14 protein-coding genes are annotated in these 16,460 nt (G+C 69.8%); 3 read left to right on the top strand and 11 right to left on the bottom strand.

Translation table 11 applies throughout. The features are described from left to right. Positions 1-4 precede the first annotated feature (4 nt). Entirely contained in the window at positions 5-2,392 is a 2,388-nt protein-coding gene (pbpC, locus tag FKV24_RS05395; RefSeq protein WP_141481647.1) for a penicillin-binding protein 1C, read from the top strand. Between the two features lie 120 nt (positions 2,393-2,512). Here pbpC and FKV24_RS05400 read toward each other — a convergent pair whose 3' ends face one another. Further along, entirely contained in the window at positions 2,513-2,992 is a 480-nt protein-coding gene (locus FKV24_RS05400; protein ID WP_141481648.1) for a peroxiredoxin, read from the bottom strand. Between the two features lie 163 nt (positions 2,993-3,155). Between FKV24_RS05400 and FKV24_RS05405 the strand changes: the two genes are divergently transcribed. After that, the gene (locus FKV24_RS05405; RefSeq protein WP_141481667.1) at positions 3,156-3,608 is read left to right on the top strand and encodes an Hsp20/alpha crystallin family protein; all 453 of its coding nucleotides are present in this window, start codon (positions 3,156-3,158) and stop codon (positions 3,606-3,608) included. Between the two features lie 137 nt (positions 3,609-3,745). Beyond that, positions 3,746-4,651 (top strand): DnaJ C-terminal domain-containing protein, encoded by a 906-nt coding sequence (locus FKV24_RS05410; RefSeq protein ID WP_111266251.1) that lies wholly within the window; start codon positions 3,746-3,748, stop codon positions 4,649-4,651. Positions 4,652-4,697: 46 nt separating this feature from the next. On the opposite strand, the gene FKV24_RS05415 is transcribed toward FKV24_RS05410, so the two are convergent. From FKV24_RS05415 to FKV24_RS05460, 10 genes are all read right to left on the bottom strand, one after another. Continuing rightward, entirely contained in the window at positions 4,698-5,069 is a 372-nt protein-coding gene (locus FKV24_RS05415; protein ID WP_111266252.1) for a response regulator, read from the bottom strand. Between the two features lie 65 nt (positions 5,070-5,134). Next, positions 5,135-6,136: a YhdH/YhfP family quinone oxidoreductase gene (locus FKV24_RS05420; RefSeq protein ID WP_141481649.1), complete on the bottom strand. Its 1,002-nt coding sequence runs from the start codon at positions 6,134-6,136 to the stop codon at positions 5,135-5,137. A 47-nt stretch (positions 6,137-6,183) separates the two neighbouring features. After that, positions 6,184-6,777, bottom strand: coding sequence for an LOG family protein (locus FKV24_RS05425; RefSeq protein ID WP_111266254.1), 594 nt, complete (start codon positions 6,775-6,777; stop codon positions 6,184-6,186). Between the two features lie 2 nt (positions 6,778-6,779). Next, complete coding sequence (locus tag FKV24_RS05430; protein WP_141481650.1) at positions 6,780-7,637, bottom strand: class I SAM-dependent methyltransferase; 858 nt, start codon at positions 7,635-7,637, stop codon at positions 6,780-6,782. An 88-nt stretch (positions 7,638-7,725) separates the two neighbouring features. Then, complete coding sequence (gene lpdA, locus FKV24_RS05435; RefSeq protein WP_141481651.1) at positions 7,726-9,162, bottom strand: dihydrolipoyl dehydrogenase; 1,437 nt, start codon at positions 9,160-9,162, stop codon at positions 7,726-7,728. Positions 9,163-9,355: 193 nt separating this feature from the next. Next, complete coding sequence (sucB, locus tag FKV24_RS05440) at positions 9,356-10,564, bottom strand: dihydrolipoyllysine-residue succinyltransferase (protein WP_141481652.1); 1,209 nt, start codon at positions 10,562-10,564, stop codon at positions 9,356-9,358. 54 nt (positions 10,565-10,618) lie between these two features. Further along, the gene (locus FKV24_RS05445) at positions 10,619-13,441 is read right to left on the bottom strand and encodes a 2-oxoglutarate dehydrogenase E1 component (protein WP_141481653.1); all 2,823 of its coding nucleotides are present in this window, start codon (positions 13,439-13,441) and stop codon (positions 10,619-10,621) included. A gap of 187 nt (positions 13,442-13,628) precedes the next feature. Then, the gene (locus FKV24_RS05450) at positions 13,629-14,531 is read right to left on the bottom strand and encodes a GNAT family N-acetyltransferase (RefSeq protein WP_141481654.1); all 903 of its coding nucleotides are present in this window, start codon (positions 14,529-14,531) and stop codon (positions 13,629-13,631) included. Beyond that, a complete protein-coding gene (locus FKV24_RS05455; protein WP_141481655.1) occupies positions 14,528-15,859 on the bottom strand; it encodes a ribosomal protein uL16 3-hydroxylase in 1,332 nt (443 codons plus the stop codon). Before FKV24_RS05455 ends, FKV24_RS05450 begins: the two co-directional genes overlap by 4 nt. Positions 15,860-15,908: 49 nt before the next feature. After that, positions 15,909-16,310: a VOC family protein gene (locus FKV24_RS05460; RefSeq protein ID WP_111266261.1), complete on the bottom strand. Its 402-nt coding sequence runs from the start codon at positions 16,308-16,310 to the stop codon at positions 15,909-15,911. Between the last annotated feature and the right edge of the window lie 150 nt (positions 16,311-16,460).

Below are 16,460 nucleotides of genomic sequence, written 5' to 3' on the forward strand. Positions count from 1 at the left end.
GCACATGTCCGTGATCGAACCCAGCACAAGCCGGCGTCCCCCGAGAGGGCGCCGGCTTGCCCTCAAGCTGACCCTGGCGGGGCTGCTGCTGGCGACCCTGGCGATGCTGCTGGACCTGGCCTTTCCGTTGCCCGTGCCGGACGCGCGCGGTGCCGGCGCGGTGGTGGTCGCCGCCGACGGCACGCCGCTGCGCGCCTTCGCCGACCGCAACGGGATCTGGCGCTACCCGGTCGAGCTGGAGGAGGTCTCGCCGCTGTATGTCGAGGCGCTGCTGGGATACGAGGACCGCTGGTTCTGGCGCCACCCGGGAGTCAATCCCCTGTCGATGCTGCGCGCGGGCGGGCAGTGGCTGCGGCATGGCCGGGTGGTGTCCGGCGGTTCGACCCTGACCATGCAGGTCGCCCGCATCCTGGATCCGCCGGCGGGCGGCAGCCGCACGCCGTGGGCGAAGGCGCGCCAGGTGCTGCGGGCGCTGCAACTGGAAGCGCATCTGTCCAAGCGCGAGATCCTGACCCTGTACCTCAACCATGCGCCGTTCGGCGGCACCATCGAGGGGGTCGAGGCGGCCAGTTGGGCCTATCTCGGCAAGCCGTCCTCGCAGCTGTCGCACGCCGAGGCGGCATTGCTGGCGGTGCTGCCACAGGCACCGAGCCGGTGGCGCCCGGACCGTGAACCGGAGGCGGCCGGTGCCGCCCGCGACAAGGTGCTCGAACGCATGGCCCGGCTCGGCCGCTGGAGCCGGGCCGAGGTCGAGGATGCGCGCATCGAGACCGTGGTGTCGCGTTCGCTGGCGCCGCCGCGCCACGCCGCGCTGCTGGCCAGGCGCCTGCGCCAGCAGTTGCCGCGGGCGCGCAGGATCACCTCGACCCTCGACATCGAGTTGCAGCGGACCCTGGAAGCGCGCGTTTCCAGCTACTTCTCGAGCCTGCCCGAGCGCACCTCGGCGGCGCTGCTGGTGGTCGACAACGCGACCCTGGAGGCGCGCGCCTATGTCGGCTCGGTCGAATTCGCCGATGCCGAGCGGCTCGGCCACGTCGACATGGTGCGCGCCTGGCGTTCGCCTGGATCGACGCTCAAGCCCTTTCTCTACGGGCTGGCGATCGACGACGGCCTGATCCATTCCGAGAGCCTGCTGGTCGACGCGCCGCAGTCCTTCGGCGACTACCGCCCCGGCAACTTCGACGCCGCCTTCAACGGACCGGTAAGCGTCGCGACGGCGCTACGGCTGTCGCTCAACGTGCCGGCGGTCGACGTGCTCGACCGGCTGGGGCCGGCGCGGTTCTCGGCCCGGCTCGCGCATGCCGGCATCGAGCTGCACTGGCCGCGCGGCGCGTCGCCGAACCTGGCGATGATCCTCGGCGGCACCGGTGCGCGGCTGGAGGATCTGGTGGGCGCCTATGCCGCGCTCAACCGCGACGGACTCGCCGGCCACGTCCGCTACCGGCCCGACGAAGCCGGCAGCGAGCGACGCCTGCTTTCGCCGGGGGCGGCCTGGATCGTGCGCGAGATCCTGGAAGGCAATCCACGCCCGGGCACCGCCGTCGATACCTTCGATGCCAGCCGGCGCGCGCGCGTGGCCTGGAAGACCGGCACCAGTTACGGGTTCCGCGACGCCTGGGCGTTGGGCTCGACCCGCAGCTACACGGTCGGGGTCTGGGTCGGTCGGCCGGACGGAACGCCGTTGCCCGGACAGTACGGCGCGGTGACCGCGCTGCCGCTGCTGTTCGAGGTGATCAACACCCTGCCGAGTCCGCGCGGCGATGCCGCGCCGTCGCCGCCGCCGGACACGGTGGCCCAGGTGGATATCTGCTGGCCGCTGGGCCTGCCGCCGGATCCGCGGGCGCCGGAGCTGTGCCAGCAGCGGCACGCCGCGTGGACCCTGCAGGGGGTGGTGCCGCCGACCTTCGCCGAGCGCGGCGCCCGCTTGTGGAGCGCCGGCGAGGTCCGCTTCGATGTCGATGCCGGCAGTGGCGAACGCTTGTCGGCGCAGTGCGCCCGCGACCATGAGCGCCGCGCCGCCCGGATCGCGCGTTGGCCGGCGCTGGCATCGCCGTGGTTGACGCGCGCGCAACGCACGGCCTCGCGGTTGCCGCCGCTGGCCGCCGACTGCGTCGACGACGGCCGCGAAGGGAGCGAGGCGCTGAGCATCGAGGGCATCAACCATCGTGCGACCCTGGCGACGGCGCCGGGCGGGCGCGGCGGCCTGCGCCTGTTCGTGCGGGCGGTCGGCAGCGATACCCGGATCCGCTGGCTGCTGGACGGACACCTGATCGGCGAGTCGCAGGGTAGCGGGCGCTTCGAACACGACTTCGGCGAGCCCGGCGCGCATACCCTGACCGCGCTGGCCGACAGTGGCGCCTGGGCCAGCGTGGACTTCAGGGTGCTGCGCTGAAGACCGTCGGCCGGTTGCGGCTTATGCCGCTCCCGCAAGGCTGCGGAGCGACGGGACGATGTAGGAGCGGCGTAAACCGCGATGCGGACGCCCTGGTATCCGGGCGTCCGCACTCCCGGGTCAGGACAGCTGCGCGAGCACGTATTCGGCCGAGGACACCTTGAACTCGCCGGGCGCCTCGACCCACAGCTGCTTGACCACGCCATCCTCGGCATACAGCGCGAAACGCTTGGCGCGCAGTCCCATGCCGTAGGCGGTGGCATCCAGTTCCAGCCCCAGCGCCTTGGTGAACTCGCCGTTGCCATCGGCGAGCATCAGCAGCTCGGCCGGCACCTGCTGGGACTGCGCCCAGGCCTGCATCACGAACGGGTCGTTGACCGACAGGCAGGCGATGTCGACGCCCCTGGCGCGGAACGCGTCGAAGTGCTCGACGAAGCCAGGCAGGTGGCGTTCGGAGCAGGTCGGGGTGAACGCGCCCGGGACCGCGAACAGGACCATCTTGTTGCCGGCGAACAGCGACGCGGACGCGACCGGTTCGATGTCGTTGCCGACCTTCTGGAGCAGGATGTCGGGGAGGGTGTCGCCGATCTGGACGGTCATGGGAGATCTCCGTGGGGAAGCCGGAAGTCTAGCGCGTCGGAGACGGCCTGAATGCCTCGGAACGACTTGAAATCCGCCCGCCGGTACCCATTTTCCGGACATGGCCGCAGCGGCCGTGGGCCGAGGCGGCCGGACCCGAATCCCTCTTGACTGGAGTATCGACATGAACATTGTCCGTTACAGCCAGCGGCCCGGCCCTGGCGCATTGCAGGAAGAAATCAGGCAGGTCTTCGATCGCTTTTTCGACAACGACGACCGCGACGAATCGTCGGTGGTGACCAGCCAGTGGGTGCCCCGCGTCGACGTCAGGGAAGAGGCCGACCGCTTCGTGCTGTATGCCGATCTGCCGGGCGTCGACCCGGAGGAGATCGAAGTGCAGATGGACAAGGGAATCCTGTCCATCAAGGGCGAGCGCAAGGCTCAGGACGCCACCGGCAGCGAGCGGTTTTCACGTATCGAGCGCTACCATGGCAGCTTCCATCGCCGCTTCGCGTTGCCGGACAGCGCCGATCCCGACGGGATTGCCGCCAACGGCCACAATGGGGTGCTGGAGATCGTCATTCCGAAGAAGCCCGAAACCACGCCGCGTCGTATCCAGGTGGGCAGGCCCGACTGACCGGCCACGCTTCCGGCGAGGCCCCCAACGCGGCCGGCGGACCATCGCCGGCCGCTGCCCGTGGAGGTCCGTGACGGAGCGGTTCCCGGGCTGCCTGACCCGCCGTCACCCAACACTTTCCGGACCAGGAGCCCTGGATGCAGTTCAAGGACTACTACGAAACCCTGGGCGTCGAGCCCAGCGCGGGCGATGCGGAGATCAAGACCGCGTACCGGCGGCTCGCCCGCAAGTATCACCCCGATGTCAGCAAGGAGCCTGGCGCGGAGGACAAGTTCAAGGCGGTCAACGAGGCATACGAGGCGCTGCGCGATCCGGACAAGCGCCGGGCCTACGACCAGTTGCGCGCACGCGGCTACCGGCCGGGCGACGAGGTGCAGCCGCCGCCGGGCGGTTTCGGAGGCGGTTTCGACGGTGCCGGTTTCGAGGAGATCTTCGCCGGCGGCGGTGCCGGTGGCGGTTTCAGCGACTTCTTCGAGAGCCTGTTCGGCCAGGGCCGTCGCGGCGGCGGGTTCCGTGGCCCGGGCGGTCCGCGCGGGCCGTCGGTGCCGCCGCGCGGCGATACCCGCGCCAAGCTCGCGGTGCCGCTGGAAGCGGTCTACGACGGCGGCAGCGTGCGCATCTCGATCAATGGCAAGACCCTGGACGTGCGTGTGCCCAAGGGGGTCCGCGAGGGCCAGGCGATCCGCCTGGCCGGCCAGGGCGAGCACGGCGATCTGCTGCTGGAGATCGAGTACGCGGCGCATCCGCAGTTCGAGGTCGACGGCCGCAACATCATCCACGTGCTGCCGCTGGCTCCGTGGGAGGCGGCGCTGGGTGCGAGTCTGAGTGTTCCGACCCTGGGCGGCGCGGTCGAGGTCAAGGTGCCGGCCAATTCCGAAGCCGGACGCAAGCTGCGCCTGCGCGGCCGCGGGCTGCCCGGCGCCACTCCCGGCGATCAGATCGTCGAGCTGGAGGTGCTGGCCCCGCGCGCGGAGAACGAGGCGCAGAAGGACGCCTATACCGCGTTGCGCGATGCGTTCGGGGACGACTGGCGGAGGGTGTGAGGCGGGCGGGGCGGCGCTGCCGCCAGGGACCGGTGGCTGGCGCCGCTCAGGCGCTGGCCGGCAGCAGCTGGCCGATCACCTCGGACAGGTCGCTTTCGGTGAACGGCTTGGTGATGTAGGCCTTGGCGCCCTGGCGCATGCCCCAGACGCGGTCGGTGTCCTGGTCCTTGGTGGTAACCAGCACCACCGGGATATGGCGGGTCGCCTCGTCGCGGCAGATCGAGCGGGTGGCCTGGAAGCCGTTGAGGTTCGGCATCACCACGTCCATCAGCACCAGGTCGGGCAGCTCGCGCTTGGCCGCCTCCACGCCGGCGGCGCCATCCTCCGCGGTGAGTGCTTCATGGCCGAGCTTCTCGACGATGCGCCGGATGCCCATCAGCTGCGAAGGTGAGTCGTCGACGATCAGGATGCGCGCCATAGTGGTCCCCCGGGAACGTGAACCCGATTGTAACGGCGGGCGGTGACGCCGCAAGCGCCGGTGCCTCAGTCCGCGAACGCGACCAGGGTCCGGCCGAAGGATCCGCCCGACAGCATGGTCCCGAACACCTCCGGCAGCCCATCCAGGCCGACCTCGCGGGTGCAGATCCGCTCCAGATGTCGAGGCTTCCAGTCGCTGGCCAGGTGCTGCCAGACGGTTTCACGGATATCGCGGGCGGTACCGGCCGAGGCCACGCCCAGCAGCGAGACCCCGCGAATGATGAACGGCATCACTGTCGCCTCCAGCGCATGCGAGGCGGCCAGGCCGGCGCTGGCGACATTGCCGTAGGGCTCGGTCTGGGCCAGCAGGCTGGTCAGCATCGGCCCGCCGACGTTGTCCAGGCCGCCGCCGAAGCGGGCCGACTCCATCGGCCGGGTCGTGGCCAGGGCGTCGCGACCGAGCACCTCGCTGGCGCCGATCGACTTCAGATAGTCGGCCTGGTCGGCCTTTCCGCTGATCGCGTGCACCTCGAAACCGGCGCGGCTGAAGATGTCCAGCGCCAGCGAGCCGACGCCACCGGTGGCGCCGGTGACCGCGAGCGGGCCCAGCTCGGGGGTCTGCCGGTTCTCGGTCATCCGCAGCAGCGCCAGCGCCGCGGTGAAGCCGGCGGTGCCCAGGATCATGCTCTCGCGCAGGCTGAGCCCGGGCGGCAGCGGGATCGCCCACTTCGCCTCCAGCCGCGCGTACTGCGAGTAGCCGCCGTCGCGGGTCTCGCTCAGGCCGCAGCCGGTGACCAGCACCGCGTCGCCCTCGCGGAAACCGGGGTCGGTCGAGGCGACCACGTGGCCGGCCACGTCGATGCCGCCGACCAGCGGGAAGCGGCGCAGGATCTTGCCCTTGCCGGTGCCGGCAAGGGCATCCTTGAAGTTCACCGACGAATAGGCGGTGCGGATCACCACCTCGCCGGGCGAGAGGTCGTCGATCGACAGCGGCTCGATGCCGCTGCGGTAACCGGCGTCATCGTTGTGGATGCGGAAAGCGTCGAAGGTCGCGGGGAGGGGGGACATCGGGAGCTCCTTGTGGGTCGGACGCGGCGGACGGCCGGGGCGGGGATTCAGCGCAGCGACTTGCGCCGCTTCTCGTCCATCCACTTGTCGGCCTGTGCCGGTGAATAGTCGCGCATCCACGCCAGCATCGCCGGGATGTCGTCGCCGTGCCAGAGGTCGGCGCGCTGGTCCGGATGCAGGAAGCGTTCGGCGACCATGCGGTCGATCATCGCGATCAGCGGCGCGTAGAAGCCTTCCACGTCGAGGAAGGCGCAGGGGCGCTGGCCGATGCCGAGCTGGCGCCAGGTCAGCATCTCGAACATCTCGTCGAGGGTGCCGAAGCCGCCGGGCAGGGCGATGAAGCCGTCGGCGAGGTCGAACATGCGCGCCTTGCGCTCGTGCATGTTGGCGACCACCTCCAGTCGGGTCAGGCCCTGGTGGGCGACTTCCCACTGCACCAGTTGCTCGGGAATCACGCCCACGACCTCGCCCCCGCCCTCCAGCACGGCATCGGCGACGATGCCCATCAGGCCGACGTTGCCGCCGCCGTAGACCAGGCCGATGCCCTCGGCGGCGAGCCGGTGGCCCAGGGCCATGGCCCGCTCCGCGTAGGCCGGGTTGGAGCCGGCATTGGAGCCGCAATAGACGCAGACGCTGCGCATGATCAGTAAGCCTCCAGCATGATGATGCCCGACATTTTCCGTGCCGCCTCGCGTTGGGCGCGCGGTTGCAGTTTCGACAGCAGGTTCCAGAACCAGGCCCCGCGCATGCTCCGCTCCAGTCGCAGTGACTCGTCCCAGCTCGAACGGAAGTCGCGTTCGCGCCAGCCCAGCGGCTCGAAGAAGGCGGTGCCTTCGGCGGGACCGAACAGGAATGGCGCATTGGCCTGCTGCAGACGGCGCTGCCAGTTGCGCGCCAGCATCTTCAGCAATCGTGGCGAGGCCAGGTCGCTCATCCACAGCGTGCCCGGGCCCAGGCCGCGCAACGCGCGGGCGAGGTCGGCGACCTGGGTGGGCTCGAGGTAGATCAACAGGCCCTCGGTGATCACCAGCACCGGTCCGTCGGCGGCGGCGCGGGCGACAACCGCGTCGCGGGCGCCGGCTTCGCGCAGGTCGGCGGTGACGAACTCCAGCCGGCAGCGCGGCGTTTCCTGCCGCATGTGGTCGCGGAAGTAGTCGACCATCTCCGGCAGGTCTACGTGCAGCCAGCGTAGGTCGGCGGGCAGGTCGAGCCGGTAGGGGCGGGCGTCGAGACCGGCGGCCAGGTTGAGCACGCTGCGCACACCGTTGCCGACCGCCTCCAGCAGCAGCTCGTCCATCACCTGGGTGCGCACGACCATCGGCCAGCTCATCGACATGCCCTTGGGCATCGAAGCGACGATCGCCGCGCCTCGTTCGCCGGCGAGCCGGCGCGCGTACGGGTCGTGGAAATGCGCATCGCCGCGCTCGCTTTCCATCGCGCGATACATCGCGACCCACAGGGCGGTGTCGGATACGTTGCGGATCGGGCGCGGGTCGTTCATCACGGTGTTCCTCCAACGACGAAGCCGCCGGCGGCACGGGGCGGCGGGCGGCTTCGGCGGGTGATCCGGAGTCGGGCTCCGGAATCGCTCAGTTGGCCTTGTGGATGGCGCGCTTGGACACCGCCATAGCGGCGTCGTGGATCGCCTCCGACAGGGTCGGGTGGGCGTGGCAGATGCGTGCGAGGTCGTCGGCCGAGCCCTTGAACTCCATCGTCAGCACGCCCTCGTGGACCAGCTCGGACACGTTCACGCCAACCAGGTGCAGGCCCAGCACGCGATCGGTCTCGGCGTGCGCGATCACCTTCACGAAGCCCGCCGGCTCGGCCATCGCGACCGCGCGGCCGACCGCGGCGAACGGGAAGCTGCCGGTCTTGTACGGCACGCCCTCGTCCTTGAGCTGCTGCTCGGTCTTGCCGACCCAGGCGATTTCCGGTTCGGTGTAGATCACCCACGGAATGGTGTCGAGGTTGACGTGGCCCGGCAGGCCGGCGATCAGCTCGGCGACCGCGATGCCTTCCTCGAAGCCCTTGTGCGCCAGCATCGGACCGCGCACGCAGTCGCCGACCGCCCAGACGCCGTCGACGCCGGTGTGGCAGTGCTCGTCGACCTCGATCTGGCCGCGCTCGTTGAGCTTGACGCCGGTGCCGTCGGCGAGCAGGCCGCCGCTCGCGGCGCGGCGGCCGACCGCCACCAGCAGCTTGTCGACGGTCAGGCTCTGCTCACCCTTGGCGTCGCTGTAGGTGACCACGACTTCCTTCTTCTTGCCCTTGCCCTTGATCTCGGTCGCGCTGACCTTGGCGCCCAGGCGAATGTCCAGGCCCTGCTTCTTGAACTCGCGCGCGGCGGTCTTGGCGACCTCGGCGTCGGCGGCGGCGAGGAAGTCCGGCAGTGCCTCGAGGATGGTGACCTCGGCGCCCAGTCGCTTCCACACGCTGCCCAGCTCCAGGCCGATCACGCCGGCGCCGATCACCGCCAGGCGCTTGGGCACCTCGGTGAAGTCCAGCGCGCCGACGTTGTCGACGATGTTCTCGCCGTCGAACTTGGCGAACGGCAGCTCGATCGAATCCGAACCCGCAGCCAGGATCACGTTGGTGCCCTTGAGCTCGACCTCGGAACCGTCGTGCTGCTTGACCTTGACGATGTTGCCCTTGTGCAGGGTGCCGAAACCGTAGAACGGGGTGACCTTGTTCGCCTTGAACAGCATCGCGATGCCGCCGGTGAACTGCTTAACGATCTTGTCCTTGCGGTCGATCATCGTGCCGACGTCCATCTTGGCATCCTTGAAGCTGATGCCGTGCTCGCCGAACAGGTGGCCCATGTTCCAGTACTGGCGCGAGGAGTCGAGCAGCGCCTTCGACGGAATGCAGCCCACGCGCAGGCAGGTGCCGCCGAGGGCGGGCTTGCCGTCCTTGCCCAGCGCCGCGTCGATGCAGGCGGTCTTCAGGCCCAGCTGGGCGGCGCGGATGGCGGCGTGGTAGCCGGCAGGGCCGGCGCCGATGACGACTACGTCGAATTGTTCGCTCATTTCATTCGCTCACGAGAGGAGGAGTGAGTGGAGAGAAGCGAGGAGCGGGAGAAGGAAACAAAGCAGGCTGCTCCCACTCCTCCCTCCCGGTCGTTCACTTCCCGCTCGAATCTGCAGGAGTGGGTGGAGGGAAGCGAGGATCGAGCCAATCAACCGCTCTCACGCCTCGCTCCCGACCACTCGCTCCTTGCCCTTACATGCCCAGCAGCATGCGGTGCGGGTTCTCGAGCTGGTTCTTGATGTCGACCAGGAACAGGACCGCGTCCTTGCCGTCGATGATGCGGTGGTCGTAGCTCAGCGCGATGTACATCATCGGCGCGGCGACGACCTGGCCGTTCTCGACGATCGCGCGCTCCTTGATCGCGTGCATGCCGAGGATGGCCGACTGCGGCGGGTTCACGATCGGAGTCGACATCAGCGAGCCGAAGGTGCCGCCGTTGGTGATCGTGAAGGTGCCGCCCTGCAGGTCCTCCAGCGCCAGCTTGCCGTCGCGTGCCTTGGTCGCGTATTCGGCGATGCCCTTCTCGACGTCGGCGAAGCCCATGCGCTCGACATTGCGCAGGACCGGGGTGACCAGGCCCTTGTCGGTCGAGACCGCGATCGAGATGTCGGCGTAACCGTGGTAGATGATGTCGTCGCCGTCGACCGAGGCGTTGACGATCGGGTGGCGCTGCAGGGCGTTCGCGGTGGCCTTGGCGAAGAAGCTCATGAAGCCCAGCTTGATGCCGTGCTCCTTGAGGAAGCTCTCGCCGAGCTCCTTGCGCATCGCCATCACCTTGCCCAGGTTGACCTCGTTGAACGAGGTCAGCATCGCGATCGACTCCTTCGACTGCATCAGGCGCTCGGCGATGCGCTTGCGCATACGGGTCATCGCCACGCGCTCCTCGGGACGCGCGCCGCCGGCCTGGCCGACGCCGCCGTCGCGGGCGTAGTTGAGCAGGTCTTCCTTGGTCACCGCGCCGCGGCGGCCGGTGCCCTCGACGTTGGCCGGATCGATGCCCTGGCTGACCGCGGTGAAGCGCGCGCCCGGCGGCAGGTCGTCGGTCTTGCCGGCGGGCTTGGGCGCTTCGGCCTTGGGCTGGACCGGCTTGGTGTCGGCTTCCTGTCGGGCGGCCTCCTTGCCGGCGCTGGCGCTCTGCGCCTTGGGCGCCTCGGCGGCGACCGCACCGGCCTCGACCAGGCCGAGGATCTGCTCGCTGGTGACGGTGTCGCCTTCGTTGAACTTGATTTCCTTCAGCACGCCGTCGACCGGCGAGGGCACTTCCAGCACCACCTTGTCGGTTTCGAGGTCCACCAGATTCTCATCGCGCTTGACCGCGTCGCCCGGCTTCTTGTGCCAGGTCGCGATGGTGGCGTCGGAGACGGACTCGGGCAGTACCGGAACTTTGATCTCGGTGCTCATGGGGTGGGCATCCTGGATTGCTTGAAATGAGGGTCGGTGGGCGAAGGAGGTGGGTTATTCGGGACTTGCGTCGCCCTGGAGCGGATTGACGAGCGCATCGGCGACGAGCTGGGTCTGCTCGGCGACGTGGTCCGCATAGTGGCCCGCAGCCGGCGACGGCGAACGCAGACGTCCGGCGTAGTGCAGGCTCTGCTTGCCTTGCAGGCAGTGGATCAGGTGGTGGCGGATCTGGTACCACGCCCCCTGGTTCTGCGGCTCTTCCTGACACCAGACCACGTCGGTGGCCTTGGAGAAACGCTTCAGCTCGGCCGACAACAGGTTGCGCGGGAACGGGTACAGCTGTTCGATGCGGACGATCGCGACGTCTTCCAGGCCGTCCTTCTGCGCCTGCTCCAGCAGGTCGTAGTAGACCTTGCCGCCGCACACCACCACGCGCTTGACCTTCTTCGGGTCGGCGGCGGCGTCCGGGATCAGGTGCTGGAACTCGCCATCGGCCAGCTCGTCCAGGGTCGAGACCGCGAGCTTGTGGCGCAGCAGCGACTTGGGCGTCATCACCACCAGCGGCTTGCGGGTGGTCATCAGCATCTGCCGGCGGATCATGTGATACGCCTGCGCCGGGGTGGTCGGCGTGCAGACGATCATGTTTTCCAGCGCGCACAGCTGCAGGAAGCGCTCCAGGCGCGCCGAGCTGTGCTCGGGGCCCTGGCCTTCGTAGCCGTGCGGCAGGAACAGCGCCAGTCCGCACAGACGGCCCCACTTGGCCTCGCCGGAGGACAGGAACTGGTCGATCACCACCTGGGCGCCGTTGGCGAAGTCGCCGAACTGGGCTTCCCAGATGTCCAGCGTCATCGGGTCGGTGGTCGAGTAGCCGTACTCGAAGCCCAGCACCGCTTCCTCGCTGAGCAGCGAGTCGATGATGGTCACGTCCGAGGGCGTGTCGACCAGCCGGCGCAGCGGCAGGATGTACTCGTCGGTGCTCTGCTCGTGCAGGATCGCGTGGCGGTGGAAGAAGGTGCCGCGACCGCAGTCCTGGCCGACCAGGCGCAGCTTGTAGCCCTCGGTCAGCAGGGTGGCGTAGGCCAGGTTCTCGGCGAAGCCCCAGTCGCCGGAGAGCTCGCCGGCGGCCATCTTGCGGCGGTCGTCGTAGATCTTGGCCACGCGCGGGTGCAGCTTGACCTCGGCCGGAACCTCGTTGATCAGTCCGGCCAGCTTGCGCAACTCGCCGCCATCGAAACGGGTGTCGACCTGATCGCTGAGCTGGCCCTTGAGGAAGCGCGGCCAGTCGATGGTGAACTCGTCGGACTTGGCCTCGGCCAGCTCGGTGGTGACCTCGCCGTTGTCGAGACGGTCGCGGTAGGCGTCGACCAGCTGCTGCGCCTCTTCGGCCTCCAGCACGCCCTCGGCGACCAGCTTCTCGGCGTACATCGCGCGCGGGGTCGGGTGCTTGCGGATCTTCTGGTACATCAGCGGCTGGGTCGCCGCCGGCTCGTCGGCCTCGTTGTGGCCGTGGCGGCGGTAGCAGACCAGGTCGATGACCACGTCCTTGCCGAAGGTGTTGCGGAAGTCCAGCGCCAGCTCGGCGCAGAACACCACCGCCTCCGGGTCGTCGCCGTTCACGTGCAGCACCGGCGCGCCGACCATCTTGGCGACGTCGGTGCAGTACAGGGTCGAACGGGCGTCCTGGCGGTCGCTGGTGGTGAAGCCGACCTGGTTGTTGATCACGATGTGGACGGTGCCGCCGACCGCGAAGCCGCGCGCCTGCGACATCTGCAGCAGCTCCATCACCACGCCCTGGCCGGCGAACGCGGCGTCGCCGTGCATCAGCACGGGCAGCACCTGGCCGCGGCCGTCATCGCCGCGACGGACCTGGCGCGAACGCACGCTGCCGGCGACCACCGGATCGACGATCTCCAGGTGCGAGGGATTGAAGGCCAACGCCAGGTGGACCGGGCCGCCGGGGGTGGCGATGTCGGCCGAGAAGCCCATGTGGTACTTGACGTCGCCGGTGTGGGCGCGATCGCTCTGCGGGTGCTCGAACTTGCCCTCGAACTCGTCGAACAGCTGCCGGGGCGGCTTGCCGAGCGTGTTGACCAGCACGTTGAGGCGGCCGCGATGGGCCATGCCGACGATCACGTCCTGCACGCCGTTGGCGCCGGCGCGATGGATCAGGGTGTCCATCAGCGGGATCAGGCTGTCGCCGCCCTCCAGCGAGAAGCGCTTCTGGCCGACGTACTTGGTGCCCAGGTAGCGCTCCAGGCCCTCGGCCGCGGTCAGGCGCTCGAGGATCCGCTTGCGGTCCGCGGCCGCGCGGCCGAAGCGGCCGCCGGCCTTCTCCAGCCGCTCATACACCCAGCGGCGCTGCTCGGCGTCGGAGATGTGCATGAACTCGGCGCCGATCGGGCCGGTATAGGTGGCCTTGAGCAGGTCGATCAGCTCGCCGAGCTTCATCCGTTCGCGTCCGGCGACGCCGCCGGTGCTGAACTCTGCCGAGAAGTCGGACTTGTTCAGGCGGTGGAACGGCAGGTCCAGGTCCGGGGCCTCCAGCTTCTCGAGCATCCCCAGCGGGTCGATGTCGGCGGCCAGATGACCGCGCGAGCGGTAGGCGGTGATCAGGCGTCCGACCGAACGCTCGCGCTCGTCGCCACCGCCGGAGCTGGCGGCCTTGCCGGCGTTGCGGGCGGCGACGGCGATGCTGTCGAGGACCGCCGAGTGCGGCACGTCGCCGGCCTCGCGACCCTTGAAGCCGTCGAAATAGGCCTTCCACTTGGGCCCGACACTGTCGGGATCGACCAGGTACTGCTCGTACAGGTCTTCGATATAGGCGCCGTTGGCGCCGAGCTGCGACGACTGGGAAAACTGCTTTAGGAGGCTGTCCACGATGGCATCGGGAAACTCAAGGGGAGGGGCTGGACCGTCCGCGGGCGCGATTCGCGCCTTAATGGGGGCCAAGACGCGGAATTATAACGGCAGCAGGGGGGGCGGCGGCCACCACCTAAAGTCGAAAGAACCGTTCTGGCGAGGTCGCGGGTCATGCGCGGGTCATCCTCGACCGCCGCCGCGGGGCTCACAGGCCCAGTGCGCGGAACTCGGTACAGGGGCGGGCGCGCTCCCAGACCTCGCGGAAACCGGCGCGCAGCTGGCGCGCGCGGCCGGGTGCGTCGAGCCGGGTCTCGCCCTCGAAGCGGTGGCCGAGGGTGCGGGTGTACCAGCCGCCGCGGTCGTTGACCGCGTAGGCGCCGGCGAAATCGCGGTCGACCGGCTCTTCGATCACCCGGAACGCGATCGCCGACGGCAGCCGTTGCGACAGCGCGATCAGCGGCGCCTGTTCGCGCTGCGGCGGGCCCGGGTCCTGCAGCAGGATCCTCAGCTCGCCGCCGGCGATCGCGAAGCGGCGGAACGCGGTCATCAACCCGGGCCGGTCCAGCAGACCCGGGTCCAGCTCGCGGCTGTACACGCACAGCAGACGGCCGGCGCTGGCGACCAGGCCCAGCATCGCCGCCAGCGCGGTCTCGCGGTCGCCGACCGGATTGGGGCCGTCGACCACCCGGGACATGGTCTGGTGTTCGATCCCGGCTTCCTCGAAGCGCGGACCCTCGGGCAGGAAGCCGTGGCGCAGGTAGAAGTCGATCGCGTCGACCTGCGCGTGCAGCGACAGCGAGCGCCAGTGATGGACGCGCGTGCGCTCGATCAGCGCCTCCAGCAGTGCGCTGCCGACGCCGCGGCCGCGCCATTGCGGGAGCACCGCCATCCGTCCGATCCGCCGCTGGGGCGTCAGCCGGCCGGTGCCGATCGGCTGGCCGTCGCCGTCGCGGGCCAGGACGTGGTCGCACAGCGGGTCGAGCGCGTCGAGCTCAAGTTCGGCCGGGACGCCCTGTTCGCGCACGAACACCGCCTCGCGGATCGCGCGCAGCGCGGGCAGGGCGGTGGCGTAGTCGACCGCCTCGACGCCGAAGCCGGTCGCGCTCAATGCCCGCTCCCGTCGTCGGGCCCGTCATCATCCTCGCCGGCGTCGGGCGCGTAGCTGGCCCCGTTGCCGCCGTCGTCGTCGCCGAACTGCAGCTGGTAGTGGCCGGCCCGGAACAGCTCGAACACGCAGTCGCGGCCCTTCTGCGACAGCGCCCGGTAGTCGCCGCCGTCCAATGCGGTGGCATTGGCGATCCGCGCCGCGTCGCGGGCGGACAGGGCAAGGATCCGGCCGCTGACGAACAGGCGCGCGCCGCGGCTGGCCCTGCGCCAGGCCATCCGCGACCACGGATGGCGTTCCAGCAGCGCGCCCTGTTCGAGGTCCCATTCGACCTCGATCCGTGAGCGCTCCGGTCCGGCCGCGACCACCTCGCCGGCGCTGCGGTAGACGGTCATGAAACGGCCGAACCAGTCGCCCAGGCGTTCGGGGTCGTTCATCCGCAGCATGTTCAGCGCCTCGACCGCGCGGTTCATCGCCGCGGTGTCGATCTGCGCCGGGTCGGCGGCCGGCGCCAGGTCGGGGTCGTGGTAGCGCAGGGTGTCGTCGGCGTCCGCGGCGAGGGTGTCGACGAAGTCGCCGAGCAGTTCGGCCGCCGACGGCGCACGCATGCCGACCGAGAAGGTCAGGCAGGCATCCTCGGCGACGCCGTGATGGGGCACGTTGGGCGGCAGGTAGAGCATGTCGCCGGGACCGAGCACCCAATCGTGGGTCGGCTCGAACTCGCGCAGCAGCTTCAGCTCGACGTCGTTGCGGAAGTCCAGCGACGGCTTCGCGCCCCCCAGCGCCACCGATGCATCGATCTGCCAGCGCCGGTGGCCCTGGGCCTGCAGCAGGAACACGTCGTACTGGTCGACATGGGCGCCGACCGAGCCGCCGGGGGCGGCGAACGAGACCATGATGTCGTCGATGCGCCAGCGCGGCAGGAAATCGAAGTGTTCCAGCAGGGCGCCGACGTCGGCGTCCCACTTGTCGACGTCCTGGACCAGCAGGGTCCAGTCCTGGTGCGGCATGCCGGGAAACTCGTCCTCACGGAACGGTCCGCTGCGCAGCTGCCAGTGGTCGCCGGCGCGGTCGTGGCTGACGATCCGCGACAACGCCAGTTCCTCGCAGGCCAGCCCGGCCAGGTCCTCGGGCTGGATCGGCGAGACGAAGCCGGCGAACGCATTGCGGATCAGCAGCGGCCGCTTCTGCCAGTAGTCGCGCAGGAACTCGGCCGGGGCCATGCCCAGCAGCGACCGCCCCCCCGCATCGACCTCGAGCGGCAGCGGGCGGGCGCGACGCGAGGGCCTTGCGGCCGACGGTCTGGAGGAGGTCTTGTTGGTCTTGCCCATCGGAATTGGGGGTCCTGGGGGATCGGAGGGGGAGCGGGAAGGCGCGCGGTCAGGCCCCCGCAGGCTCATCGTAGCCGCGGCCGAGGAATTGGATCAGGCACCAGCCGTGCCCGAACGGGTCGGCGATCTGCGCCAGCCGGCCCCAGTGGGCTTCGCGGACCGGGCCCTCCTGGATCGCCCCGGCCGCCAGCGCCCGCGTCAACGCGGCGTCGAGATCGTCGACGCAAAGATCGCCGTGCAGCGGGCTCCAGTGACGCTCGTAGCGGCGCGGCTGGTCGCTCGCGCCGATGCTGCCGGCGGGTTTGGCCAGCAGGTAGAGCGGCACTTCCAGGCCCAGCAGCTCGAGCACGCCTGCGCCCAGGCGCCGGCCCGGATGCAGGCCGAACGCCGCGCAATAGAACGCCTGCGCGGCGTCGATGTCGGGCACGTCGATGTTCAGCAGCAGGTTCAAGGCGGTGGGCCTGGCGGGCCAGGACGGGCCCGGTTCGGGGGACGGATTCTACCTGTCCCCGGGTCGGCGCCGTGTCGTCGCCGGCATTCCGGCCGCTGCCCGGGGGCGGTGTTCTCGGGACAAGCGGCCGAGGCGGGAAGGGTCGCGCCA

The organism is Marilutibacter maris (assembly GCF_006546735.2).
In the GTDB taxonomy this organism is placed as follows: domain Bacteria; phylum Pseudomonadota; class Gammaproteobacteria; order Xanthomonadales; family Xanthomonadaceae; genus Marilutibacter; species Marilutibacter maris.